Source organism: Micromonospora sp. NPDC047738 (assembly GCF_040642675.1).
GTDB lineage: Bacteria > Actinomycetota > Actinomycetes > Mycobacteriales > Micromonosporaceae > Micromonospora.
This window is the reverse complement of the sequence record NZ_JBEYSO010000031.1, coordinates 1-22,196: the sequence shown is the minus strand read 5'-3', so window position 1 is coordinate 22,196 and position 22,196 is coordinate 1. Positions and strand designations below refer to the sequence as shown.

The window sequence follows — 22,196 nt, the reverse complement described above, 5'->3', positions numbered from 1 at the left end:
TGTGCCTGCCCCGACCCCGATCGCCCTGCGCAAACCCGCCTCGGCATCTTGTCCGGGCTGCCTCGGCGGTCGTCCACCCGACAACGTCGCCGCTCGGGGCCCGGAACCCGGTTAGCGTCGCGGAAGTTGTGACCGTTGTGCACAGCATGATTCGGGAACACGAGGAAGGAGACCCAATGGTGAGGCTCAAGCTCTGGTCTGCTGGCGTTGCCGTCGCAGTCGCCGGCCTCGTCGTCGCGTCGACACCCGACGCGGCGACGGCGGCAACCAGCAAGACCCGCGCCGAGGGCATGACTGTGATCGCCACCGGGCTCGACAATCCGCGGGGCCTTGCCGTGACGCCCGAGGGAGTCGTGCTCGTCGCCGAGGCCGGCAGAGGTGGCCAGGCGCCATGCTTCGTCGGCGGGCAGGACCAGGTGTTCTGCCTGGGAGCCACGGGCGCGATCACCGCGGTCCGGGGACACCAGCAGAAGCGGGTGGTCACCGGGCTTCCGTCGCTGGGCACGCCGACCCAGTCCGAGGTCCTCGGACCGCACGACATCGCGCTGACCCCAGCCGGGCCGCTGGTCACCATCGGCCTCGGCACGGACCCGCAGCGCCGGGCCCAGCTGGGTACCGCCGGGGCGCTCATCGGCCAGACCGTGCGGCTTGGGCCGTCGGGCGCAAACTCCTTCGCCGACCTGGCCGGCTGGGAGGCGGCGAACAACCCAGACAGCGACCAGCCCGGCGCCGGGCCCGACAGCAACCCGTACGGACTGGTGCCATACCGGGATGGAGCCGTGGTGACCGACGCGGGCGGCAACACCCTGCTGCGTCTCGACCGCAGGGGCCGCATCTCCCCGCTCGCCGTGTTCCCGACCACCCCGACGCCGAGCCCGTTCGGCGGACCGAACATCCCGATGCAGTTCGTGCCGACCACGGTGACGACGGGTCCGGGCGGCGCGCTCTACGTCGGCCAGCTGACCGGATTCCCGTTCCCTGTCGGCGGGGCCAAGGTATGGCGTGTCACGCCCGGCCAGGCTCCCACCGTCTACGCCGAAGGCTTCACCAACATCGCCGACATCGCCTTCGACCACAAGGGCAGGCTGCTCGTCCTCGAGATCACCGCCAATGGCCTGCTCAGCGGCGACCCGACCGGCGCGCTGATCCGGGTGGAGCGCGACGGGTCGCGCAGCGAACTCGCCCGGGCCGGCCTCATCACGCCCACCGGTCTGGCGGTTGCCCGGGACGGCACCATCTACATCTCCAACAAGGGCACCATGGTCGGGCAGGGCGAGGTGCTGCGGCTGCTCGTGCGCTAATGACCCACTGAGCAATCGCCGGTAGGGCCCGCTCCGTCAACGCCGCCCACCGCCCGGCCTCACGGCGTCGGCCGGGCGGTGGGCAGCCAGGTGAGCACGGCCGAGCGGCTCCCCCATCGGGCGTGCTGTACAACCTCGCCCCACTCCTATCCCTCGGGCCGGCCTACTCACGCATCTAACAAGGACAACGCGAACTCATCCACCACACCCTCGTCTCCCGCGACCTACGCCTCGCCAGCGTCGACAGCGCCGACAGCATGGCCTGGGCGGCCTGAATGGCCAGCGGCTGATTCCCTTCAGGATCAGCATGTACCGGGTGCCCAGCGGTCCGGTGATCAGGCGGGCGGTCTTCTTGCTGGAGTGCAGCGCATCCAGAGTGAGCATCATCCCGGTCACGTCCAGGGGTGCCAGCAAGTCGGCGATGACCGCGCTCTCGCCGCGCTTGTCCGTGACCTGACGTGACCCAGGATCACCCCGCGATCGTGGGGTGACCGCAGCGACGAGGAACACGTGCCCGGTCGGGGTGCGGCAGCTCTCCACGAGCCCGTCGGCGGTGTTCGCCCAGCCGCCCGGCATTCGTACTGACGCGCAAACCTGTTCTCAACCGCGCGCGAGCTTCTCGAAGAGCTCGACTCGGACGATGCGGTCCGATCTTCGGCGCGCAGCGGGGATGTGCCTACTCGGCGGTGGCCGGCGCGATGAGCTGCTCACCGAGCTCACGCGTGACTGGAATTCCAGCGACCGAAGCAGCCGTGGATCCTGCTTCTTGCCGATCGTGCCGATGACTTCCTGTCGCTGTGCCGCCTTGCATCGAGAACGCGATGATGCACGCCACGCGCGGTCACGGGCTGGTTAATCAATCATGGCCCGCAAGCCGTCGCATTGGAAGATGTTGACCTTCCAGCAACGGTCCCGCGACCGGACACCAGCCCCAGCAGCGTCGCAATGGCACTGCTGTGCCGGGCACCCCTTACGTGCGCTGCCGTTTGGCCACGGAATAACCATTCTCGACGGTCACTCACGGGGCCATGGTTCGCGGCCCACCGGCATCCCGACCGTCCTTTGTTTGGCACCGCTCCATCGCGTCGGTACGACGGCGAGGCAGCCGAGGTGTTCGCCGGTCGGATGCACACCGCCGGCGGACCCGGCGGGTTCGCCGCCGAGGCTGCTCGCCGGCCGGGCGGTGGCCGGCTTCGGCGGCGATCCTGGTGTGTCTGGGCACCCTCGTCAAGGCGTACGACCTCAACATGCAGGAACCATGCAGGAACCAGGCGCCAAACAGGCGCGCGGAATGCTTCACTGTCCGTCGTTACATTCCTCAGATCGATGGGATTGCAAGTGAAAAGACGGCTTTCTCGTATCACCGCGGTCGCTGCTTCTCTCACCGCGGCCGTCACGCTGGGAATCGCAGGCCCGGCAAGCGCCGACGATGGCATCGACTGGGATCACCACTGGTCTGTCCCGGGCGGCGATGTCTACGTTGAGGAACACGGCGACATTGTGATGGTGTGCGACACCAAGGCCGATGGTAAGGGCGTTCACGGCCTTGTGAAGGATTATTACACGGGAATCATCGCGTACGAGTTCGACGAAACTGCGGGTGCGTTTACCTGCATCAAACTTTCAGCCAGCATGGGGGGACGCTACAACTTGGTCGAAGGCCATTACTACGGCGTCTCGTTCTACGTCGGCGACTCCCATGAAGTCGGCTTCTGGACTAATGATCACTGAGGCATTCATAGTGAGCCGTTCTCATCCTGCGTAGCGGTTCGCTTCGGCGATCGTGCAGGACGAGGATGGCCTGCACGATCGCGGTGGCTCGGCCTGGCAGTAGCGCAGCTTGGCGAGGACTTCCAGGTTTTGAGCGTGGCGATGGTTCGTTCGCCGCGGGCGCGGATCTTCGCGTGGGCCCGGTTGACGGCCTTCTGCCGCCTGACGACCAGAGATCGTCAGCGTGGATGCCGTGTGCTGGCGCGATGGCGTTGTGGGTCTGGGCGCTCAGGTGGTGTAGACGGCGTTCCAGAGGGTGAGCCAGGCCTGGGCGCGGGGCCAATGTGGAGACCTGAAAGTGCGGCTGGAGTAGTAGTGTTCGCAGGCCGCCATTGGAAACCTCATGACATGTACAGCACCGCGAGGTGCAAGACCATGAATTCGCCCCGCCACCGGTCGGACCGGTTGGTTCTGGGTCGTTCACCCCAGGACGAGGCGGTGGAGGAACTCGCCTCGGAGCAGGGGTGGCAGCGTGTCGAGGAGGTCGCCGAGGAGGGTGCACGCCAAGTGCTCTGGATCGTCAGTCCGGGAACAAGCCTCACTTACACCGAGGACCCCGTGTCGCATAACGCCTATGCCCTGTTGGTGGGCGAGGACCGCCCTCAACCGGGGTTTTTCAGGTCGAAGTAGCTACTTCGACCTGAAAGTAGATCGACGAGGCTGGCTGCGCGCTGCGTGGTTGGCCTCGTTGTCGTTGATCAGGGTGGGCAGGTCGGTGCGGCGTAAGGGGATCTGATGCTTCGTACGCGGAACGTGCAGCCGTCGTTGTGGGAGTCGGTACTCCCGGAGGTGTGGTGCCGCCCGGGCAGGTCACTGTGGCATCGCCCGTCCTCACGGTTTTGTCGGGCGTCGCTTTGCGCTATCACGCGTCGGGAACAGCCGAACAGCCATGGCAGTCAGCCTGGCCGGCCGATGCCCTGACACCTCGTCCCAGCCGCGATGGCGGACAGCCGCCGGCCGGGCACGAAAACGCCGGGGAAACAGGCGACCGGGTTGTATCTCCCTCGACCGACCGGATCCATTCCGGCAGCGCCAACGTAAGGAGTATTGCCATGGTGAACGGGAGTGATCCCGGAAGCGTCGGCAGGCGTGCGTTTCTGCGTCGGGCGGGCCTGACCGCCGGCGCCGTCGCGCTTCTTCCGATGCTGGGCGGCTGGGACGGCGCCTCCGCCGCGCCGGCTTCGACCCCGCCGTCGTCCGGTGGCGACCCGGACGAACTCTTCAGGGCGGGCCTGTTCGTCGAGGCGGATCGGGGCTACGCGCGACTGCTGCGGGAGGATTCGGGAAATGCGCATGCGCTGGCGCAGCGTGGGTACATCGCCCTCCTGTCCAACCGGTTCGCCGATGCCGAGACGTACCTGTCCAAGGCTGTCAGCTCGGCTCCCGACGATATTGCCGCACGGCAGCGGCTCGCGGAGTGTTTCGTCCGCCAGGATCAGCATGCCCGCGCCATCCCGCTGTTGCGGAGCACGGGCCGGCCACGTGACGAGGCGTTTGCCGAGTTGTACGCCCATCTGCCCGACGCGCCGTGGCAGGTGCACGGCGCACAGCGCACCCGCGTCCCGTTCCTGGGTGTCGATCCCCTGCCGCACGTCCAAGCTTCCGTCAACGGCGGAAATCCCAAGCGGTTCTATCTTGACACCTATGCGACGCTCGACCTGTCCCAGGACGTGGCGGAGGAGGCGGGACTTCGGGCGGTGGCCACCACTTCAGGGGTGGCCAGCAACGGACCGGTCACCATCTACCTGGGCGTCATGGACTCGTTCCGGCTCGGGGACATCGAGTTCCGCAACATTCCGGTGCAGTGGATCGACGCCCAGCGGCCACCCCTTCCCGACGGCTCGCAGGCGGCGGGCGTTATCGGCACAACGCTGCTCTACCACGCGCTCTCCACGATGGACTACGCCAACCGCGCGCTGGTGCTGCGGCGCAAGACCGCAACCCAGCTGCGCGATTTCCGAGCCCAGGTTGGGCACCCGGGGCTCGACAGGTTGCCGCTGTGGTTGGCGGGTGATCACTACCCATGCACGCTGGGCAGCCTAGGTGACTACGGGCCGCGGATCGTCACCCTGGACACGGGCGGCACGCTCTATGGCGTCGACACGACCGTGGAGATAGCCGAGCGGGCGGGCATCGAGGTGGACTACGCCCATCCGCAGGAGTTCAACGGGAGCACCATCTATCCGATCACCCCGGACCGGATCAGCCTCGGGAAGGCGGTCGGACATGAGGTAAGCGGAATGGCGGTGACAACCACCTGGCCGGGCTTCCCGGGCCCCGGCCAGTCCGCCCTGTTCGGGTTCGACATCATGGCGAACTTCACCCACAAGTTCCTCAAGCCGTTCGCCATCACATTCGACTACACCCACATGCACTTCTACATCACCCGGCGGTGACACCGCCGATGGTGATCCGCCCTCGGTCTGGAGCCGCACGGCTGCGGCAGGCGGTGTACGTACTCATCGACGGAGGCCGTCGTCATCCGGCCCGGCCGGGAGCGTGACCGTGACGACGAGGCCGCCGTCTTCCCGGGCGGTCGCGGTGGCCCACCCACCGTGGGTGGCCGCCACCGACCGGACGATGGACAGGCCGAGCCCGGCCCCCTTGGCCGTGATCTGGCGGTGATCCCCTAGGCGGCGGAACGGTTCGAACAGCGCTGGAACCTCGTAGGGTGGCACGACGGGTCCGGTGTTGCTCACCTCCACCTCGACGTGACCGTCGTCGCGGGTGCGGGTGACGACCCGGACCCAGCCATCGGGCTGGGTGTTGTACCGGATGCCGTTCTCGACGAGGTTATGCACGATCCGCTCGAGCAGCAGCGCGTCGCCCGTGGTAGGTGCCTCGTCGAGCTTGTCGTGCAGAGTGATGCCCGCCCGGCTCGCCAGCGAACCGGCCTGGGCCACCACGTACGCGGCGACGTCCGCCAGGTCCACCGGGCGGCGTTCGGTGAGTTCCTTCTCCGAGGTGGCCAGCAGGAGCAGGCCGGTGATGAGCTGTTCGTGGCGGGCGTTGATCTGCAACAGGCTCTCGCCAAGCTGCCTGGTGTCCTCCGAAACGGTCCGGCGGTTCATGGCGAGCTCGACGAGGGCGCGACCAACCGTCAGCGGCGTGCGGAGCTCGTGCGAGGCGTTGGCGACGAACCGTCGCTGCCCGTCGAAGGAGCGGTCGAGCCGCTCCAGCATCGTGTTGAAGCTGTCGGCGAGCTCCTTCACCTCATCGTCCGGGCCGCGCAGCGCGATGCGCTCGTGCAGCCCACCGCCGGCGGCCGGGGCGGCCGCGATCCGCCGCGCGGTCTCGGTGACCTGATGGAGCGGGGCAAGCACTCGGCCCGCGACCAGCCAGCCGAACGCCGCAGCCGCGGCGCCGACCAGACCGAGCGCGATGCTGCCCTGGGTAAGCAGCGACGTGGCGGCCGCTTCGCGCAGTTGCCGCTGCTGGTCCTGCATCCATCGCATGGCATCGGTCTCGGGCAGCGGGGCATCGACATCGGGGGCCGGTGAGGCGGCCGGGCTCGGCGTGGCCTTGACGGTCATCAGTTGCAGATTGGGTCTACCCAGCTGCTGGTTGAAGAGCGCGTACGTGGTGCCGAGGAGCACGACACCGGCGACGAGGAACAGGCCGCCGTAGATGAGGGTGAGCCTGGCCCGCAGGGTGATCCGGGACGGCAGAAGTTTCCGGGCGGTCATGAGATCCGGTATCCCACCGAGGTGACGGTCTCGATGACCGGTGGGTCGCCGAGCTTGCGTCGCAGCTTGAGGATGGTGAGCCGGACGGCCGGGCTGAACGGGTCGGCATGCTCGTCCCAGACCTTCTCCAACAGGAACTCAGCCGAGAGCGGGGCGCCGTCGGCGCGCAGCAGTTCGGCCAGGACCCCGAACTCCTTCTTCGACAGCGGGATGTATGCGCCGTCGCGGAACACCTTGTGCAATGCCGGGTCGAGGGTGATCCCAGCACGGCGCAGCACCGGCGGCGCGGCCGGCCGGCTGCGCCGCCCCAGCGACCGCACGCGGGCGGCGAGCTCGGGAAACGCGAAGGGCTTGACGAGATAGTCATCCGCGCCGAGGGACAGCCCAGCGACCCGATTGGTGACCTCGGCCGCTGCGGTCAGCATCAGCACCCGCGTGAGTGACCCGGACCCGACGATTTCCCGGCACACGTCGTCTCCATGCACGACCGGCAGGTCGCGGTCGAGCACGACCACGTCGTAGTCGTTGACGAACAACCGTTCCAGGGCGGCGTCCCCGTTGTATGTGACGTCCACCGCGTGCGCGTCCCCGCGCAGCCACTCGGCGATCGCGTCCGCGAGCATCGGCTCGTCCTCCACCACCAGCACGCGCATGTTCTCTGGTTCCTTCCCTGTCCCGGTGCACCACGGTGCATGGTTCCCGATCTGGTGTTTCCTCGGCGTTGCCGACCGGATGCTCAAGCAGCAAACGGCAGGGAAACGGGCCGTCGCGTTGGATTTCTCTCGACCGGGCCGGCGCTGGTGCTGGCCTCGATCCAAGGAGACGAACGTGAGGGTGAAGCTGACCGGTGGCGCGCTTGCGGTGCTGCCGCTGGTGCTGGCCGTGGCCCTGGCCGGATGCGGTTCGGAGGACGGCGGCGGCACGGTGGCCTCGGCTGGGGACGGCACGAGGGCCCAGCCCAGCGCCGCGGCGAGTCTGAGCCGGGAAGAGATGGGTGTGAAGTTCGCGCAGTGCATGCGCGAGAACAGCGTCGACATGGCCGATCCCGAGCCGGGCAAGGGCCCGCAGGTCCGAATTGGCGGTGGCACGAGCGAGGAGACCGTCAACAAGGCGATGGAGGCGTGCCGGCAGTACAACCCGATGGCGGACGCGTCCGGTGGCAACGCGCAGATGGACGAGAACAATCGCAAGTTCGCCACGTGCATGCGCGACAACGGCGTGGAGCAGTTCCCCGATCCCGAGCCCGGACAGATGGGTGTCCGGATCGACGGGAAGATCGCCGAGGATCCGGACTTCGCCAAGGCCCAGCAGCAGTGCCAGAGCATCCTCGCGGGAAGCCGGTGATGGCCGCTACCGCGGTCGAGGCACCGGCGGTGGAGCGCCTGCCTCGACGCCGGGGCCGGCGGGGAGCTGCCGTTGCCGCCGTGGCCGCGCTCGTGGCCGGCGCGGCGGTGGTCATCTGGCTCGGCATCGCTGGCGGCCGATCATCGGGCGACGCGGCGGCTAACACGCTGCCGCCCGACACCACCCAGGTGACCCGGCGAACGCTGAAGGATGCGCACACAGCCGACGGCGAGCTCGGCTACGGCACCACGAGCACCGCCACCAGCCGGCTGCCCGGCACCCTCACATACCTGCCCGACACCAGCGCGCGGATCACCCGCAACCAGCCCTTGTACAAGCTCAACAACAAGCCGGTGACCCTGATGTACGGGCACACGCCCGCGTACCGGAACCTCGCGGCCGGCGTCGAGGGCCCGGACGTCAAGCAGCTCGAGCAGAACCTGCGTGCGCTGGGCTACTCCGGATTCACCGTTGACGAGGAGTACACCGAGTCGACGGCGACGGCGGTCAAACGGTGGCAGGAGGACCAGGGCCTGGACGAGACCGGCGTGGTCGAACTCGGCCGCGTGGTGTTCGCGCCCGCCGCGATTCGCATAGCCGGACTCCAGGCCGCGCAGGGCGACCCCGTGGCACCCGGTCAGCGGATCCTCAGCTACACCGAAACGGCGAAGGCCGTCACGGTCCAGCTCGACACCGCCGACCAGCGGATGGCGAAGAAAGGTGCGGCGGTGACGGTCACGCTGCCGGACGACAGCTCCGTCGGTGGGCACATCTCTGAGGTGACCACGGTGATCCAGCCCGGCGAGGCACAGGGCGACGACCCGAAGACCAAGGTCGAGGTGGTCGTCACGCTCGACAACCAGAAGGCCGCCGACGCCTACATGCTGGCCTCGGTCGACGTGACGTTCACCGCGGCCGAGCGGAAAAACGTGCTCACCGTGCCAGTCGCCGCCCTTCTCGCCCTACGTGAGGGCGGCTTCGGCGTGGAGGTTGTCCAAAAAGACACCTCCCGCTACGTCCCGGTCCGCACCGGCCTGTTCTCCGACGGCTCAGTGGAGATCTCCGGTGACGGCATCGCCGAGGGCACGACAGTGGGGATGCCGAAATGATCTCTTTGACAATGGCGAGCAAGGTGTACACCGGCGGGGTGGCCGCGCTCACCGATGTCTCCCTGCACATCGGCGCCGGCGAACTCGTCGGCATCGTCGGTCCGTCCGGCTCCGGCAAGTCCACCATGCTCAACCTGCTCGGCACGCTCGACCGCCCCACCACCGGGCAGGTGCGCATCGACAATTACGACATCGCCCGGCTGCGCGACGCCGAGCTGTCCGCGCTGCGAGCGAGCCGGATCGGCTTCGTCTTCCAACAGTTCCACCTCGCCGCCGGTGTCCCCGCGCTGGACAACGTCGCCGACGGGCTGCTCTACTGCGGGCTGCGTGCCAGGGAACGGCGGCGCCGAGCCGCCGCCGCGCTGGCACGGGTCGGTCTCGCCCACCGGGCAGATCACCGGCCGCACGAGCTGTCCGGCGGTGAGCGCCAGCGGGTGGCCATCGCGCGGGCGGTGGCCGGCGACCCGCCGCTGCTGCTGGCCGACGAGCCCACCGGCGCCCTGGACTCGGCTTCCGGTGCCGGGGTGATGCAGCTGCTGCGCGAGCTGCACGCTGCGGGTACCACCGTCGTGATCATCACCCACGACCGGGAAATCGCCGATAGTCTGCCCCGTCAGGTACGCATGCGCGACGGCAGGATCATCGCCGACTCAGGCCCAGCGGTACGGTGATGGCACATCCGCTGCGTCCGGCCCGGCTGTGGCCCGGCGACCTGGTCAAGGTCGGCCTCGTCGGACTGCGCACCAGACCGCTACGGGCGTTCCTGTCCGCGCTCGGCATCGCCATCGGTATCGCCTCGATGGTCGCCGTGGTCGGCATCTCGTCCTCGTCGCGCGCGGAACTCGACCGCACCCTCGACGCGCTGGGGACCAATCTGCTGACCGTGTCTCGAGGCAGGACGCTGGTAGGTGAGCAGGCGACCCTGCCCGAGACGGCTGAGGCGATGATCGGCCGGATCGACCCGGTGCGGCAACTGTCCGCCCTGGGCCGCCTCGACGACGTCAAGGTGTACCGGACCGACAAGATTCCCGAGGCGCAGACCAACGGTATCGCCGGGTACGCCGCCCGCCTCAACCTGCTCGACACCGTCGGAGCACGCATCCGCAACGGGACCTGGCTCAACACGGCGACAAGCACCTACCCGGCGACCGTGCTCGGCGCGGCAACCGCCGAACGGCTCGGCATCGGCCACGCCGGACCCGACACCCAGGTCCTCATCGGCGGCGAGTGGTTCACCGTCGTCGGCATCCTCGAGCCGACACCACTCGCCCCCGACCTGGACACCGCGGCGCTCGTCGGCTGGCCCGTCGCCGAAGCCAAGTTGCACTTCAACGGGCACCCGACCACCATCTACACCCGCTCCGAGGAACGCCAGGTCGGTGCGGTCCGAGACGTGCTCGGCCCGACCGCCAACCCCGAGGCACCCAACGAGGTCGAGGTGTCACGTCCCTCCGACGCGCTGGCCGCCAAGCAGGCCGCGGGCGAGGCGTTCACCCGGCTGCTGCTCGGTCTCGGCGCGGTAGCGCTGCTCGTCGGCGGCGTCGGGGTGGCCAACACCATGGTGATCTCGGTGCTCGAACGGAGGGCCGAAATCGGACTGCGCCGCTCGCTCGGCGCGACCCGAGGGCAGATCCGCACCCAGTTCCTCGCCGAATCACTGCTACTGTCCGCCCTCGGCGGGGCGGGCGGCGCGTTGCTAGGCGCTGCCGGCACCGCCAGCTACGCCCTCTACCAGCAGTGGGCGACGGTCCTACCCTCCTGGGCGATACTGGGCGGGGTCGGCGCCACCCTGGCCATCGGCGGCCTGGCCGGCCTGTACCCGGCCATCCGCGCGTCGCGGCTGTCACCGACCGAGGCGCTGGCCACACCCTGACCGCCGGACTCCGGTGGCTGCCGGACTCGTGCCACAGCCACCGGAACGGCGCAGGCGGCGCTGATGCCCTTATGTTCTGTCAAGCGGTTCGTGGGGTCGGATCTACGGGATCGAGCGGCGGAGCAGGTGGTCGGGCGACCTCCCCGCGGGCGGCACTGACCCGGCCGGGTGTGGCTGTGTCCCGATAGTGGCCTCGCCGATGCACCGTCACAGTCCTGATCACCGGCGTCCGGTCGGCGTCACTGCCTTGACCCCGCACCGAAGGAATCCCCAGTTTGTCCACCGTCGCCTCGACCGATTTAACGCCGTGGATGAGGAGATCATCCTGGGCGTGGACACCCAAACGACACGCACGTCGCCGCGGTGATCACCGTGCTGGGCGCCCTGCTGGGCACCCGCGCCTTCCCCACCACCACCGCCGGCTACACCGACCTGCTGGCCTGGGCCAGCGAGCACGGCCGACTGCGGCGCGCTGGCGTGGAGGGCACCAGCTCACACGGCACCGCCCTGACCCGCCACCTGCACCGCGACGGCGTGCAGGTCATCGAGGTCAACCGGCCCGACCGTGCCGTGCGCCTGCCGGCGCTTGAATGGCGTTGGGTCTAGACGAGCACCGGGTGGTTGGCGCGGAACACGTTGTGCGGATCGCGGGCCCGCTTGATCTCCCGCAGCCGCGCGAGCGCGCTGCCGGAGAAGGACTTCTCCGCCGTCTCACCAGGAGACAGCAGGGTGTACGGCTTGCGGCCGCTGATGTAAGCCTCTAGATCGGCCACGACCTCGGCCTGCTTGGCGCGCGTCGCATCGGCCACGTGCGGCAGGCCGAGACCCAGCAGGCCCAGCAGGTACGGCTCAGCCACCGCGCCGCTCGCACCGGTCCCGCCGCCCGGCTCGGAGAGTGCTCCGCCCAGGTGTCTGATCTGGATGCTGATGAGTGGTTCGACCGGCTTGGCCAGCAGGAGCTCCACCGCGTCCGTGTCCAGGCCGGTGAGCAGCTCGGCACGAGTGATGGTGGGGGCCGGGTCGGTGGGCTCGGCGGTGATGTCACCCAGGTCGGCAACCGGGACGACGCCGCGGCTGTCGGAGATCGGGCCCTCGATCTTGTCGAGGCGAGCCAGCAGGTCCTCCCCCTGAGCCGCCTCACCCAGGTAGGCCAGATCCAGCGTGACCATCGGTGATGCGCCGGGTGGCTGGAGCCGGTTGATCCAGACACTGAGTTCACGCGGCGCCTCGGCGGTGATCTCCAGGAATGCGTCGTATACCTCTCTGGTCCGGTGGTCCGGCCAGATGACGCGCCCGCCGTACATGGTGGGCACGGGGTACAGTGCGAGTTCGAGGGCGGTCACCACCGCGAAGTCCCCGCCACCGCCGCGCAGCGCCCAGAAAAGCTCGGGATCGGACTCGGCGGTCACCCTGCCGGGCTCGCCATCGGCGTCCACGATGTCGATGGCCCGCACGCTGGCGGAGGCGAAGCCGTACTTACGGCTGAACCAGCCAACCCCACCGCCCAGGGTGTAGCCGGTCACGCTGACCCCCGGCGCGCTGCCGGACAGGCCGGTCAGACCCAGCGGACCGGCCGCCGCCAGTACCTGCCCCCACTTCACGCCCGCGCCCACCCGAGCCACGCGCTCCTCCGCGCGTACCTCCACCTCGTTCAGCAGGCCGGTACGCAGCAGGATCAGGCCTTCCACATCACCGGAGGCGCCATGCCCGCTCGGCTGCGCGGTCACCGCCATACCCGCCCGCCGTGCGTATCGCACGAGCGCCGCCACGTCATCGGCATCCGCGGCCTCCACCACAGCCGCGACCGGCTGCCTGACGGTGAGGTTCCACGCAGTGGCCGCCTGCTCAAAGCCGTCGTCATCAGGCGGGAGCACGCGCCCCTTGAGGACACCGCGCACATCGTTGATCGTCATAGTCGTTTCCCTCTTCAAGTTCTCGGAAATGCACCTGCCGGACCACGCGGTTTACGCGACGAGCAGGAGCACACTGATCGCCAGCATCACCACGGCGCCGATCAGTCCGGCGAGCACAGTGGCGATGTTGCTGAGCATGAGTTGTCCCCTCAATCCCCGATTGGCCCTCGGCGGGGCGATCGCATCAGGCGGGCTGCGGGGCGGGCGTCGCCGGAGCGGCCGCGACCTTGCGGGTCTCGCGCATCATCAGCAGGCCGTTGACCACCATCAGCGTCGCGGTCAGGCCGTGGACGCCGAGCGCGGTGGCCACGGAGCCGTGGTGGGCCAGCACGTTGGTCATGTCGCCGTACGCGGCGAGGGCCTCCACCAGCAGCACCCAGCCCAGCGCCCGGCGGTGGCCCGTCACCAGCAGGATGCCCAGGACCAGGGCCAAGACGACGTCGCGGATTCCCTTGATGATCAGGAAGCCGTCGCCGTCGCCGGACGGCCAGCTCGGCAGGCCGAAGCCCGGCGCGGTCGTCTCTGGGCTCAGGATGAACTCCGTTCCGAACCAGAGGATGAAGAGGATGAAGGCGGCGGCCAGGGCGGTGTTGATCTTCTTCAGCGACATTGTTCTTCTCCTTGCGCGTCTTCGGTGAGCTTGGTGAGTCGTGCGTGGGGTTTGGGGTCTGGTCAGGCGGCGCGGATGCGGCGGATGTGGCGGGCGTAGCGGGGGCGGCCGATGACGTGCCAGATGCCGCGCACCGGCGCGGGAAGGGCGGAGAGGAGGGTGGCGCGCTCGGCCGGGTTCGCGTCCTCTAGGACGAGGCCGAAGAGCGTGAGCAGGGTGAGCTTGGGCGTGTTGGCCACCAAGTGGTCGCCCAGGGAGGCCCACTCCTGCTCGGTGATGTGCTCGGCCGCGAGCGGAAGAAGAGTGGCCTCCTCGTCGTCGAGGTGTTCGAGCAGGACCGCCCGGTGATCGGCTAGGGCGGACACGAGCGTGTCGCGCTCGTCCGCTCCAGCGGTGGCCTCCCACGCCGGGACCGCCGCGTCCAGCCTGGTCAGCGTGGCCGCGACGCGCTCGTGCTGGGCCTCCATGCGCAGGACGATGTCCGCCTCCAGATCTACCCGGGACAAAAGCGGCGGCCACAGCAACTCGTCCTCGCCCTCGTGGTGGTTCTTCAGTCCCAGCCGGTAGTCGCGGAAGTGGTCGGCGATCACCTTGGCGCGAGCTGTGTCGCCCGGGGCGACCGCCGCGACGAGCTCCATCAGCAGCCGCGACTCGCGGCGGAAGGCGCGGTGGACGATCTCCATGTCCTGGGTGTTGACGCTCATCTGTTCCTGCCCCTTCATCTGTTCTGTTCGACGTGCTCAAGGCTGCTCCCGGGGGTTTGGAAGGCACTTGGAGCCGACTTGGAACGCGTGTGGCGGCCGCGCGTACGATGTGTCACCTCATGGTCTTGATCAGGGTGTTGGGCTCGTTCGCGGCCGAGGCCGGCGGCGAGCCCGTTCCCCTCGGCGGACCGCGGCAGCGCAGCGTGCTGGCCCTGCTGGTGGCGGCGCGCGGGCAAGTCGTGCCGGTCGACCGGATGGTCGAGGACCTGTGGCGCGGCGAACCGCCGTCGCGCGCCCTGGCGTCGCTGCAGGCGTACGTGTCGAACCTGCGCCGCCTGCTGGAACCCGGCCGCCCGCCGCGGGCCCCGGCCCGCCTGCTGGTGAGCGCGTCGCCCGGCTACGCACTGCGGCTGCCGCCCGGGGCGGTGGACGCATGGCGCTTCGAGGAGCTGCTCGACAAGGCCCGTACGCTCACCGATCCCCGTGACACCCGCGCCCGACTGGACGAGGCGCTGGCGCTGTGGCGCGGACCCGCGTTCGCCGAGGTCGCCGACGAGCCGTGGGCCGCCGCCGAGACCGCCCGGCTGAACGAGCTGCGCCTGGTCGCCCGCGAACTGCACATCGCCGCGGGACTGCGGCTCGGCGACCCCGGGGCGGTGGTACCCGAGGCGGAGGGCCTCACCCGCGACGCTCCCCTGCGCGAGGAGGGCTGGCGCATGCACGCCCTCGCGCTGTGGAGCAGCGGCCGCCAGGCCGACGCCCTCGCGGCGCTCCGCCGCGCCCGCGCCACCTTCGCCGACGAGCTGGGCCTCGACCCCGGCCCGCACCTGGTGGCCCTGGAAGAGGCGATCCTCACCCAGCGCACGGACGTCCTCCGCGCGGCCGTCCCTCCGCCCCCCGCGGACACACCCCGGCCCCGGGCAACCGCGCCGCCGCCTCCGAACAACGGGCCCCGCGCGACAACGTTCGTGGGGCGGGAGCGCGAGCTCGCGGCGCTGGTGGCGGCCGCCGGGGAGGCCACCGCCGATGGGGCGCGCGTCGCGCTCGTCACCGGGGAGGCGGGGCTCGGCAAGTCGACGCTGCTGGAGCACCTCGGCGCGCGACTCGGACAGGACGGGTGGCTCGTGGCCGCCGGGCGCTGTCCCGAGGTGGACAGCGCGCCACCCGCGTGGGCGTGGGTCGAGGCGCTGCGGAAGGTGGCCGTGAGCGTTCCTCCGGGAGAGTTCGCGGACGACCTGGCGCCGCTGCTCTCCGACTCCGCGCCGGTGGACGATGACGCGGCGGCCGGGCGGTTCCGGCTCCGGCAGGCCGTGTGGAACTGGCTCGCGGCGGCCGCCGCCGAACGGCCGGTCGCCGTCGTCCTGGACGACCTCCACTGGGCGGACGCCGCCACGCTGGAACTGCTCGGCGGCGGCGTCGGCGCGCGGGCCGCGATCCTGGTCGTCGCGGCGTACCGCGCGGACGAGAGCGAGCGGCTCACCGAAACGCTGGGGTCCCTCGCCCGCACCGCACCCCTCCGGCTGGATCTGCCCGGACTGAAAGGCGACGCCGTCGCGGAGCTCGTACGTGCCGAGTGCGAGGCCGACGACGCGACCGTGGCCGGGATCGCCGAGCGAACCGGCGGCAACCCGTTCTATGTGCGGGAGAGCGCGCGGCTGCTGACCGGCGAGGGCGCGCTGGTCGCGCTCTCCGAGGTCCCCGAGGGCGTACGGGACGTGCTGCGGCGCCGACTGGCACGGCTCCCCGAGAGCGGCGTGTCCGTCCTGCGGCTGGCGGCGGTGGCCGGCCGGGAGAGCTCGGTGGACGTGCTCGTGCAGGCCGCCGACTCCGACGAGGACAGCGTGCTGGACGCGCTGGACGCGGGCGTCATCGCCGGGTTGCTCGACGAACCCGAGCCCGGGCGCGTCCGGTTCGTTCACGCGCTGGTCAGGGACACGCTGGTCACCGACGTCACCCGGTTGCGGGCCACCAGGATGCACGCCCGGATCGCCGCCGCCCTGGAGGGCACCGGCGACGTCGCGGCGCTCGCCCATCACTATGCGCGAGCGGGATCACCGAAGGCCGTCGCTTATTGCGTACGGGCCGCCGAACTGGCCGAGGCGCGCTACGCCCACGACGTGGCGGCCGCACTCCTCACCGACGCCGTCACCAACTCCAGCGAACCGGACGAGCGCGTCGGCCTGCTCGGCAGGCTGCTGCGCGCGCAGATCAGGGCCGGGGCCGTCGCTGCGGCCAGGGACACACGCGAGCAGGCCGTGGAGTACGCCGAGTCGATCGGCCGCGACGACCTGATGATCGCCGCGTTCACCGCCTGGACCGAGCCCACCCCCTGGCGGGCCCGCACGTACGGCACGGTCGACCGTCCCATCGTCGGCCGCCTCAGCCGCCTGCTCAAGCGGACCGACCTCGCCCCCGACGTGCGGTCCCGGCTGCTCATCGCGTACGCCAACGAGCTGGTGGGCGAGGACGATCCGACGGTCATGGCGGCGGCGCGGGAAGCACTCGACCTCACCACCGATCCCCGCCTCCGGGCCGCAGCGCTCCTGGTCCTGGCCAGCGACCCCGGGCGGGAGGAGTACGCCCGCGAGCTAGTGGAGATCGGCGTCGAGCACGACCTGCCCGTCTACCGCGTGACCGGGCTGCTCAACCAGGCCGCGAACGCCGCCGCAGCCAACGACCCCGCGACCATGCGCCGCGTGACCGGGGAGGCGCTCGACCTCGCGCGCGCCTACCGGATGCCGGAGGCGATCAGCGCCGCCGAGATCGCGCTGGCGACCCTGGTGCTCATCGAGGGTCGGTTCACCGACGCCCAGCGCCTCTACACCGAGGCCACCGCACACATGGAACGCGCCGGATCGGTGCACGCTGGCTTCCTCCGCCTCGCGCTGGCGGCGATCTGGCTGAACGACGGCACGCTCGGCGACCACCTGGACGAGGTGCGCGCTCTCCACGAGGCGCTCGGCCCGATGGTCGCCGACCTGCTCGCGCTCGCCCTCCACGCCGCCGGCCGCAGCGACGAGGCACGCAGGTCACCGAGCCCGATCCGGCCCGACTTCTTCTTCACCTTCCTGACGAGCCTGCGCGCGATGGCGATCGTCGCACTGAACGACCGCGACGCCGCCGCGGAGATCTACGCGGACCTGCTCCCCCACCGAGACGGTCCCCCTGCCGGCGCGGAGAGCCTGTCGCTGGCCCTGCGTCCGGTCGCCCACACGCTCGGCGAACTCGCCCTCCTCCTCGGCCGAGACGACGAGGCCGCCGCCCACTTCGCCCAGGCCGCCGCCATCGCCGACCGGTGGAACGCCCCCCACTGGTCCGCCGACGCCCGAACACACGCCGATCTTGCCCTCGGCGTCCCTGTTTCGCCCCCACAGGAACGCTGAAAGCAAGAACGGGATTGGGGTGCCTCAGCTGCCTTGAGGGCTACCGTCATCACCAGGGGCATGTTCCCGCTCGCGTGTGGGAATGTGCCCGAAACATGATGAACAGGGACGAAATCTAAGTCCGTACAGGTATGCACGACGCGTGCGGAACGCGGCACACGCCGCGAACAGGCCAAACGCGACTACGACGCCTCGCCGACGGCCCGCAGCGGCACAGCGAACTCGCCAACCGCATCGCCGGCGTCAGCCAGAAGATGCTCACCCAGACCCTGCGCACGCTGGAATTCGACGGCTTGGTCACCCGCACGGTCACGGCCTCGGTGCCGGTCCGCGTCGACTACGAACTCACTCCGCTCGGCCATGAACTGTTCCCGGTCATGATCGCGATCAAGAACTGGGCGGAGACACACATGGACCGCGTCTTCGAAGCCCGCGCCCAATTCGACGCACGCCCCCTAAACCTCCTCAAAGACGGCGCAACATCTCCGCTCATCGGCTAGATGTGCGCACTGGATCACCGTCTGTGGCCGCGCGGACCGCGATCTTTCAAACGTGATGTGACCGAGTCGCTCGTCTGACCGACATCCCTGGGGCGGGATCACCGCCCGGGCTTTCGATGCCCGGCGGCGACCAGCGCTGTTGGAGCGTCCTTGGTGCGGGGGCGGGCTGTGACTCCCAGCGATAGTTGGCAACGGGCTGGGCTTCAGCCTCGGGGTTCCGAGGCCCTCACAGCAGTGTGGACGTACGTAGGGTGCTGGAAATGAGGCCGGGACGGGGCCCGGGCGCTGACCTTCGGGTGAGCAGGTCATGCGCCTGTGGGAGGTTCCGAGTGGTGCTGCGGAGGGTTCCGGCCACAGCACCACCGGTTGGGACGTCTTGGGTTGTGGTCAGTGTTGGATGGTGAGCACGTGTGAGGCTTGAGCGGCCGCCGAGCCGTTGCACAGTGTCTGACTTCCGGTGAATACCCGGCTGGTTGAGCAGGTTTCGTTGTCAGTGATGGTTAGGGTGACGGTGTAGGTGCCGGGCCGTCGGTAGGCGTGCGTGGGGTTGGATCCGCCGTCGTCGAGTCGTGTGCCGTCGCCGAAGTCCCAGGCGAATTGCGCGATATGGCCGTCGGGGTCGGTCGATGGTGATGCGTCGAACCGTGCGGCGTTGCCGGCCCGGGGTACATCGGCGACGAACGCTGCGGCGGGACCCTGGTTTGGTGTCAGCGTGAGCGCTTGGAATCCGGGGGTGATGCCGCCGGTGGGTAGAGGCGATCTTGCCACCTGGCGAAGTCCCCCGTCCGTGCCGATCGCGAAGATGTGCAGGTCGCTTGAGTCGACGTTGGACACATACAAATGCCGCCCGTCGGGGGAGGCGACGATCCCGAGCGGTCCGGCTCCAGCCTGGAACGGCGACCCGGTAACCGGTGTTAGAGAGCCGTTGTCATTGATCGTGTAGGCGGACACGTTCCGCTGCGTGTCAGGGCGGGTCAAGCCGGGGCTGGCGATGTAGAGGTGATGCCCGTCCGGGGTGATTGCGGCGCCTTCGGTGTTCTCGCCGGCGGCAAACTTCTCCCCCGGCACCGGGGTCAGGGTGCCGTCCTGGGCAATGTGGTACCCGAATACCGCTCTGGCCCCCTGCCCGGCAAGGTACAGGAGACGCCCGTCGGGTGAGATCGCCATCTGCGCGCCGGCGCCGCTGGTGAACGTTCGGCTGACCTCGCGCAGCGTGCCGTCTCTGTCGATGGCGAAGCCGATCAGGGCGTTGGGGCCGTGGTCCGTCGGGCGGCCGTGCCCGACGTAGAGGAACCCGCCGTCGGGGGTCACCGCGACACCACGCGGCGAGTCGAACCCGGTCGGCAGCGGGTCGGCGACCAACGACAGTGTCCCGTCACCGTGGATCGCGAATGTCGAAATCGTGCCGGAGTCAATGTTGGAGGTAAACAGCAGGTTCCCGGCCGGCGTGATCGTGATGCCGAACGGGAATAGGCCGCCTGTCGCCACCGGCGACGACAGCGCGGTGAGGTTGCCTTTCGGGCCGATGGAATAGGGCGTTACCCCGTGGACACCTCTGTTCATGACGAACGCCGTACGGCCATCCGCAGTGATCACCATCCCATTTGGATCACTGCTGGTTGCCAAGAGTTTGGCGGGCTGACGCGGCGTGCCGGCGGGACCGACCGGAAAGATCGAAATGTTCGCCGAATCAGCGTTCGTCGAATACAACACGCGGCCCGGTGGGCCGGACGTCGAACCCGCAGCCGCAGGCGACGGCGTGGCTGGCGCCAGGGTGACGCCGACGCTGAACACGACGCAGAGGAAAGCTGAATGAGAACGCATGCGGACTCCTTATCCCAGGTTGCGCTGATTTACTCTGATTCACGAAAGCGTGCCTGGAAGGGTTCACCGCCACCTGCCAGTTCGGCTATGCCAGCTGGTTACGTCATGGTCGAAGGAGATCGACAACCGGCGACTGAACACGGCGTCGCGGGAGTTGCCCCTGTTAGTCGTCGGGTTCCGGGTGGACGAGACGGTGCGGGTTGGTGGCGGGATTATCGGGGCCGTGGTCGCTCGGCAGTTCGTGCAGCCGTCGGCGTAGCCCAGGGTCGGTGGTCAGTGCCCAGGCGGGGCCGGCGGGGTGTTCATCGTGGATGCCGGTGTCCGGCATGAGAACGCGGTGCTGCGCCGTCAGATCGCCGGATCGGTCCGCTACGGGCCCGCGGACCGGTTCTGGCTGGCCGCCCTCTCCGGCCTGATACCCCGCTGCCGCTGGCGCGAGGCCTTCCCGGTCACGCCCGGGACCCTGCTGGCCTGGCACCGCAGGTTCATCGCCTCCAAGTGGGACTACAGCGCCCGGCGCGCCCGCACCGGACGCCCGCCAACCAAGGCAGCACTCAAGAAGCTGATCCTGCAGCTCGCTCGAGACAACGCAAAGTGGGGGCACAGGCGGATCCAAGGCGAGCTGGCCCGACTCGGTCACCCCATCGCCGCCTCCACGGTCTGGGAGATCCTCCACGCGTCGGGCATCGACCCGGCCCCACGCCGTACCGGCCCGACCTGGCGCCAGTTCCTCACCAACCAGGCCCAGGGCATCATCGCCGTCGACGTCCTACATATCGACACCGCCCTCGGCAGGCGCCTCTACGCGCTGGCGTGCGAGCGGGTCATCGGCAGCATCCGGCGCGAGGCCCTGGACCATGTGCTCATCATGAACGAGGCCCACGCCCGGCACGTCCTGGCCACCTACGAGCGGCACTACAACGAGCACCGCCCCACCGGGCCCGCAACCAACTCCCGCCGGCCGCTGACCAACAGCCCATCGCCGTACACGAACTCGAAAGCCGCCGACTCCTGCGTACCCGCATCCTCGGCGGCGTCATCAACGAGTACCGCTATGCCGCTTGACCTGCAGCGACGACTTTCCGAGCCCTACAGCCGCCTTTTGGTCACGGCCGCAAAGTTTCACGCGCAGTATCGATACATCTAGACGGGTCAATCAGGGTCCCCTACTGTGATCGCACGACCTGAGACCGCTCTCTATACGATCCGTTCGGCGGCGGACGCGTGAAGTGTGCTCGACGACGCAGGTCGACGTCGCGGCATCCTCAGCGGCGGCGCGCGCCCTGCCTGGCGAACTTGGTCAGGAAGGGGCACTGGTGAAACGACAGCCCATCGTTCGATGGCAGCCAATGGCGGCCGCCCTGCTTCTGGTCGCCCCGGGACTCAGCGTCCTCGCCGCGGCGACCCCGGCCGCGGCAGCGCTCAACCCCGCAGACTTCCAGCAGGTCACGCTCGCCAAAGGCGTGGCCGAGACCGGTGAACCCATGGCACTCGCGGTGCTGCCGGACCGCTCGGTGCTGCACACCGCGCGCAACGGCACCCTGCGCCGCACCGACGCCGCCGGCAACACGTCGGTGATCGCGAACATCCCCGTCTACACGCACGACGAGGAGGGCCTGCAGGGCGTCGCCGCCGACCCCAACTTCGCCAGCAACCGCAACATCTACCTGTACTACGCGCCGCCGCTGAGCACCCCGGCCGGCGATGCGCCTGCCACCGGTACCGCCACCGACTGGGCGACCTGGGCTGGGGTCAACCGCCTGTCCCGGTTCACCTTGAACGCCGACTACACGGTGAACATGGCCAGCCAGGTCACCGTCCTGGAGGTGACGACCAGCCGTGGCATGTGCTGCCACGTCGGCGGTGACATCGACTTCGACGCGGCCGGCAACCTGTACCTGTCCACCGGCGACGACACGAACCCGTTCGAGTCGTCCGGCTACACGCCGATCGACGAGCGCACCAACCGCAACCCCGCCTACGACGCGCAGCGCTCCGCCGGCAACACCAACGATCTGCGCGGCAAGGTGCTGCGGATCAAGGTCAACGCCAACGGGACGTACTCGATCCCGGCCGGCAACATGTTCGCGCCGGGCACCGCCAACACCCGGCCCGAGATCTACGCCATGGGCTTCCGCAACCCGTTCCGGATGAGCGTCGACAAGGCCACCGGCATCGT

17 protein-coding genes and 2 pseudogenes are annotated in these 22,196 nt (G+C 69.4%); 12 read left to right on the top strand and 7 right to left on the bottom strand.

Annotated elements, in window-relative coordinates:
• The first annotated feature begins 176 nt into the window (after positions 1-176).
• Together ABZ783_RS31255 and ABZ783_RS31250 are read left to right on the top strand one after the other, a co-directional pair.
• On the top strand, positions 177-1,301 hold the full coding sequence (locus ABZ783_RS31255; RefSeq protein ID WP_357444573.1) for a ScyD/ScyE family protein: 1,125 nt from the start codon (positions 177-179) through the stop codon (positions 1,299-1,301).
• Positions 1,302-2,627: 1,326 nt separating this feature from the next.
• Positions 2,628-3,032, top strand: a complete 405-nt coding sequence (locus ABZ783_RS31250) for a hypothetical protein (protein WP_357444570.1) — start codon at positions 2,628-2,630, stop codon at positions 3,030-3,032.
• A 21-nt stretch (positions 3,033-3,053) separates the two neighbouring features.
• Here ABZ783_RS31250 and ABZ783_RS31245 read toward each other — a convergent pair.
• Positions 3,054-3,241, bottom strand: a pseudogene (locus ABZ783_RS31245) (transposase family protein); the annotation flags it as partial.
• A gap of 882 nt (positions 3,242-4,123) precedes the next feature.
• Between ABZ783_RS31245 and ABZ783_RS31240 the strand changes: the two are divergent.
• Complete coding sequence (locus ABZ783_RS31240) at positions 4,124-5,467, top strand: aspartyl protease family protein (protein ID WP_357444567.1); 1,344 nt, start codon at positions 4,124-4,126, stop codon at positions 5,465-5,467.
• Between the two features lie 63 nt (positions 5,468-5,530).
• Here the strand turns inward: ABZ783_RS31240 and ABZ783_RS31235 are convergent, their stop codons facing one another.
• Positions 5,531-6,757 carry a HAMP domain-containing sensor histidine kinase gene (locus tag ABZ783_RS31235; RefSeq protein ID WP_357444564.1) on the bottom strand — a complete coding sequence of 409 codons (1,227 nt, stop codon included), beginning with the start codon at positions 6,755-6,757 and terminating at the stop codon, positions 5,531-5,533.
• On the bottom strand, positions 6,754-7,410 hold the full coding sequence (locus ABZ783_RS31230) for a response regulator transcription factor (protein WP_357444561.1): 657 nt from the start codon (positions 7,408-7,410) through the stop codon (positions 6,754-6,756). Before ABZ783_RS31230 ends, ABZ783_RS31235 begins: the two co-directional genes overlap by 4 nt.
• On the opposite strand from ABZ783_RS31230, the gene ABZ783_RS31225 reads away from it, so the two are divergent.
• The 5 genes and pseudogenes from ABZ783_RS31225 to ABZ783_RS31205 form a co-directional block, all read left to right on the top strand.
• The gene (locus ABZ783_RS31225; RefSeq protein ID WP_357444558.1) at positions 7,409-8,101 is read left to right on the top strand and encodes a hypothetical protein; all 693 of its coding nucleotides are present in this window, start codon (positions 7,409-7,411) and stop codon (positions 8,099-8,101) included. The two genes, ABZ783_RS31230 and ABZ783_RS31225, sit on opposite strands and share 2 nt — an antisense overlap.
• Positions 8,101-9,210 (top strand): peptidoglycan-binding protein, encoded by a 1,110-nt coding sequence (locus ABZ783_RS31220; protein ID WP_357444555.1) that lies wholly within the window; start codon positions 8,101-8,103, stop codon positions 9,208-9,210. Before ABZ783_RS31225 ends, ABZ783_RS31220 begins: the two co-directional genes overlap by 1 nt.
• Positions 9,207-9,881 carry an ABC transporter ATP-binding protein gene (locus tag ABZ783_RS31215; RefSeq protein WP_357444552.1) on the top strand — a complete coding sequence of 225 codons (675 nt, stop codon included), beginning with the start codon at positions 9,207-9,209 and terminating at the stop codon, positions 9,879-9,881. The genes ABZ783_RS31220 and ABZ783_RS31215 overlap by 4 nt, the downstream gene beginning before the upstream one ends.
• The gene (locus ABZ783_RS31210) at positions 9,878-11,083 is read left to right on the top strand and encodes an FtsX-like permease family protein (RefSeq protein WP_357444549.1); all 1,206 of its coding nucleotides are present in this window, start codon (positions 9,878-9,880) and stop codon (positions 11,081-11,083) included. Before ABZ783_RS31215 ends, ABZ783_RS31210 begins: the two co-directional genes overlap by 4 nt.
• Before the next feature lie 342 nt (positions 11,084-11,425).
• A pseudogene (locus tag ABZ783_RS31205) lies at positions 11,426-11,689 on the top strand (hypothetical protein); the annotation flags it as partial.
• On the opposite strand, the gene ABZ783_RS31200 reads toward ABZ783_RS31205, so the two are convergent.
• The 3 genes from ABZ783_RS31200 to ABZ783_RS31190 all read right to left on the bottom strand — a co-directional run bounded on the left by ABZ783_RS31200 (position 11,686) and on the right by ABZ783_RS31190 (position 14,310).
• Positions 11,686-12,996 carry an FAD-binding oxidoreductase gene (locus tag ABZ783_RS31200; protein WP_357444546.1) on the bottom strand — a complete coding sequence of 437 codons (1,311 nt, stop codon included), beginning with the start codon at positions 12,994-12,996 and terminating at the stop codon, positions 11,686-11,688. The pseudogene ABZ783_RS31205 and the gene ABZ783_RS31200 sit on opposite strands and share 4 nt — an antisense overlap.
• A 184-nt stretch (positions 12,997-13,180) precedes the next feature.
• Complete coding sequence (locus ABZ783_RS31195; RefSeq protein ID WP_357444543.1) at positions 13,181-13,606, bottom strand: DUF4267 domain-containing protein; 426 nt, start codon at positions 13,604-13,606, stop codon at positions 13,181-13,183.
• Between the two features lie 62 nt (positions 13,607-13,668).
• The gene (locus ABZ783_RS31190; RefSeq protein ID WP_357444540.1) at positions 13,669-14,310 is read right to left on the bottom strand and encodes a hemerythrin domain-containing protein; all 642 of its coding nucleotides are present in this window, start codon (positions 14,308-14,310) and stop codon (positions 13,669-13,671) included.
• Positions 14,311-14,429: 119 nt separating this feature from the next.
• Between ABZ783_RS31190 and ABZ783_RS31185 the strand changes: the two genes are divergently transcribed.
• The gene (locus ABZ783_RS31185) at positions 14,430-17,693 is read left to right on the top strand and encodes a BTAD domain-containing putative transcriptional regulator (protein ID WP_357444537.1); all 3,264 of its coding nucleotides are present in this window, start codon (positions 14,430-14,432) and stop codon (positions 17,691-17,693) included.
• A 131-nt stretch (positions 17,694-17,824) separates the two neighbouring features.
• On the top strand, positions 17,825-18,193 hold the full coding sequence (locus ABZ783_RS31180) for a helix-turn-helix domain-containing protein (RefSeq protein ID WP_357444534.1): 369 nt from the start codon (positions 17,825-17,827) through the stop codon (positions 18,191-18,193).
• A 387-nt stretch (positions 18,194-18,580) separates the two neighbouring features.
• Here ABZ783_RS31180 and ABZ783_RS31175 read toward each other — a convergent pair whose 3' ends face one another.
• The gene (locus ABZ783_RS31175; RefSeq protein WP_357444531.1) at positions 18,581-20,017 is read right to left on the bottom strand and encodes a beta-propeller fold lactonase family protein; all 1,437 of its coding nucleotides are present in this window, start codon (positions 20,015-20,017) and stop codon (positions 18,581-18,583) included.
• Between the two features lie 307 nt (positions 20,018-20,324).
• Between ABZ783_RS31175 and ABZ783_RS31170 the strand changes: the two genes are divergently transcribed.
• Both ABZ783_RS31170 and ABZ783_RS31165 read left to right on the top strand, forming a co-directional pair.
• A complete protein-coding gene (locus ABZ783_RS31170) occupies positions 20,325-21,164 on the top strand; it encodes a hypothetical protein (RefSeq protein ID WP_357444528.1) in 840 nt (279 codons plus the stop codon).
• Positions 21,165-21,366: 202 nt separating this feature from the next.
• Positions 21,367-22,196: PQQ-dependent sugar dehydrogenase (locus ABZ783_RS31165; RefSeq protein ID WP_357444525.1), on the top strand; the 830-nt coding region annotated here is incomplete at its 3' end.

What these genes read in the sequence shown, in the direction of transcription:
- ABZ783_RS31230 (WP_357444561.1), bottom strand. Translation starts at nt 7,410, where the DNA reads ATGCGCGTGCTGGTGGTGGAGGACGAGCCGATGCTCGCGGACGCGATC.
- ABZ783_RS31185 (WP_357444537.1), top strand. Translation starts at nt 14,430, where the DNA reads ATGGTCTTGATCAGGGTGTTGGGCTCGTTCGCGGCCGAGGCCGGCGGC.
- ABZ783_RS31195 (WP_357444543.1), bottom strand. Translation starts at nt 13,606, where the DNA reads ATGTCGCTGAAGAAGATCAACACCGCCCTGGCCGCCGCCTTCATCCTC.
- ABZ783_RS31235 (WP_357444564.1), bottom strand. Translation starts at nt 6,757, where the DNA reads ATGACCGCCCGGAAACTTCTGCCGTCCCGGATCACCCTGCGGGCCAGG.
- ABZ783_RS31180 (WP_357444534.1), top strand. Translation starts at nt 17,825, where the DNA reads ATGCACGACGCGTGCGGAACGCGGCACACGCCGCGAACAGGCCAAACG.
- ABZ783_RS31240 (WP_357444567.1), top strand. Translation starts at nt 4,124, where the DNA reads ATGGTGAACGGGAGTGATCCCGGAAGCGTCGGCAGGCGTGCGTTTCTG.
- ABZ783_RS31250 (WP_357444570.1), top strand. Translation starts at nt 2,628, where the DNA reads ATGGGATTGCAAGTGAAAAGACGGCTTTCTCGTATCACCGCGGTCGCT.
- ABZ783_RS31220 (WP_357444555.1), top strand. Translation starts at nt 8,101, where the DNA reads ATGGCCGCTACCGCGGTCGAGGCACCGGCGGTGGAGCGCCTGCCTCGA.
- ABZ783_RS31255 (WP_357444573.1), top strand. Translation starts at nt 177, where the DNA reads ATGGTGAGGCTCAAGCTCTGGTCTGCTGGCGTTGCCGTCGCAGTCGCC.
- ABZ783_RS31200 (WP_357444546.1), bottom strand. Translation starts at nt 12,996, where the DNA reads ATGACGATCAACGATGTGCGCGGTGTCCTCAAGGGGCGCGTGCTCCCG.
- ABZ783_RS31190 (WP_357444540.1), bottom strand. Translation starts at nt 14,310, where the DNA reads ATGAGCGTCAACACCCAGGACATGGAGATCGTCCACCGCGCCTTCCGC.
- ABZ783_RS31225 (WP_357444558.1), top strand. Translation starts at nt 7,409, where the DNA reads ATGTTCTCTGGTTCCTTCCCTGTCCCGGTGCACCACGGTGCATGGTTC.
- ABZ783_RS31175 (WP_357444531.1), bottom strand. Translation starts at nt 20,017, where the DNA reads ATGCGTTCTCATTCAGCTTTCCTCTGCGTCGTGTTCAGCGTCGGCGTC.
- ABZ783_RS31215 (WP_357444552.1), top strand. Translation starts at nt 9,207, where the DNA reads ATGATCTCTTTGACAATGGCGAGCAAGGTGTACACCGGCGGGGTGGCC.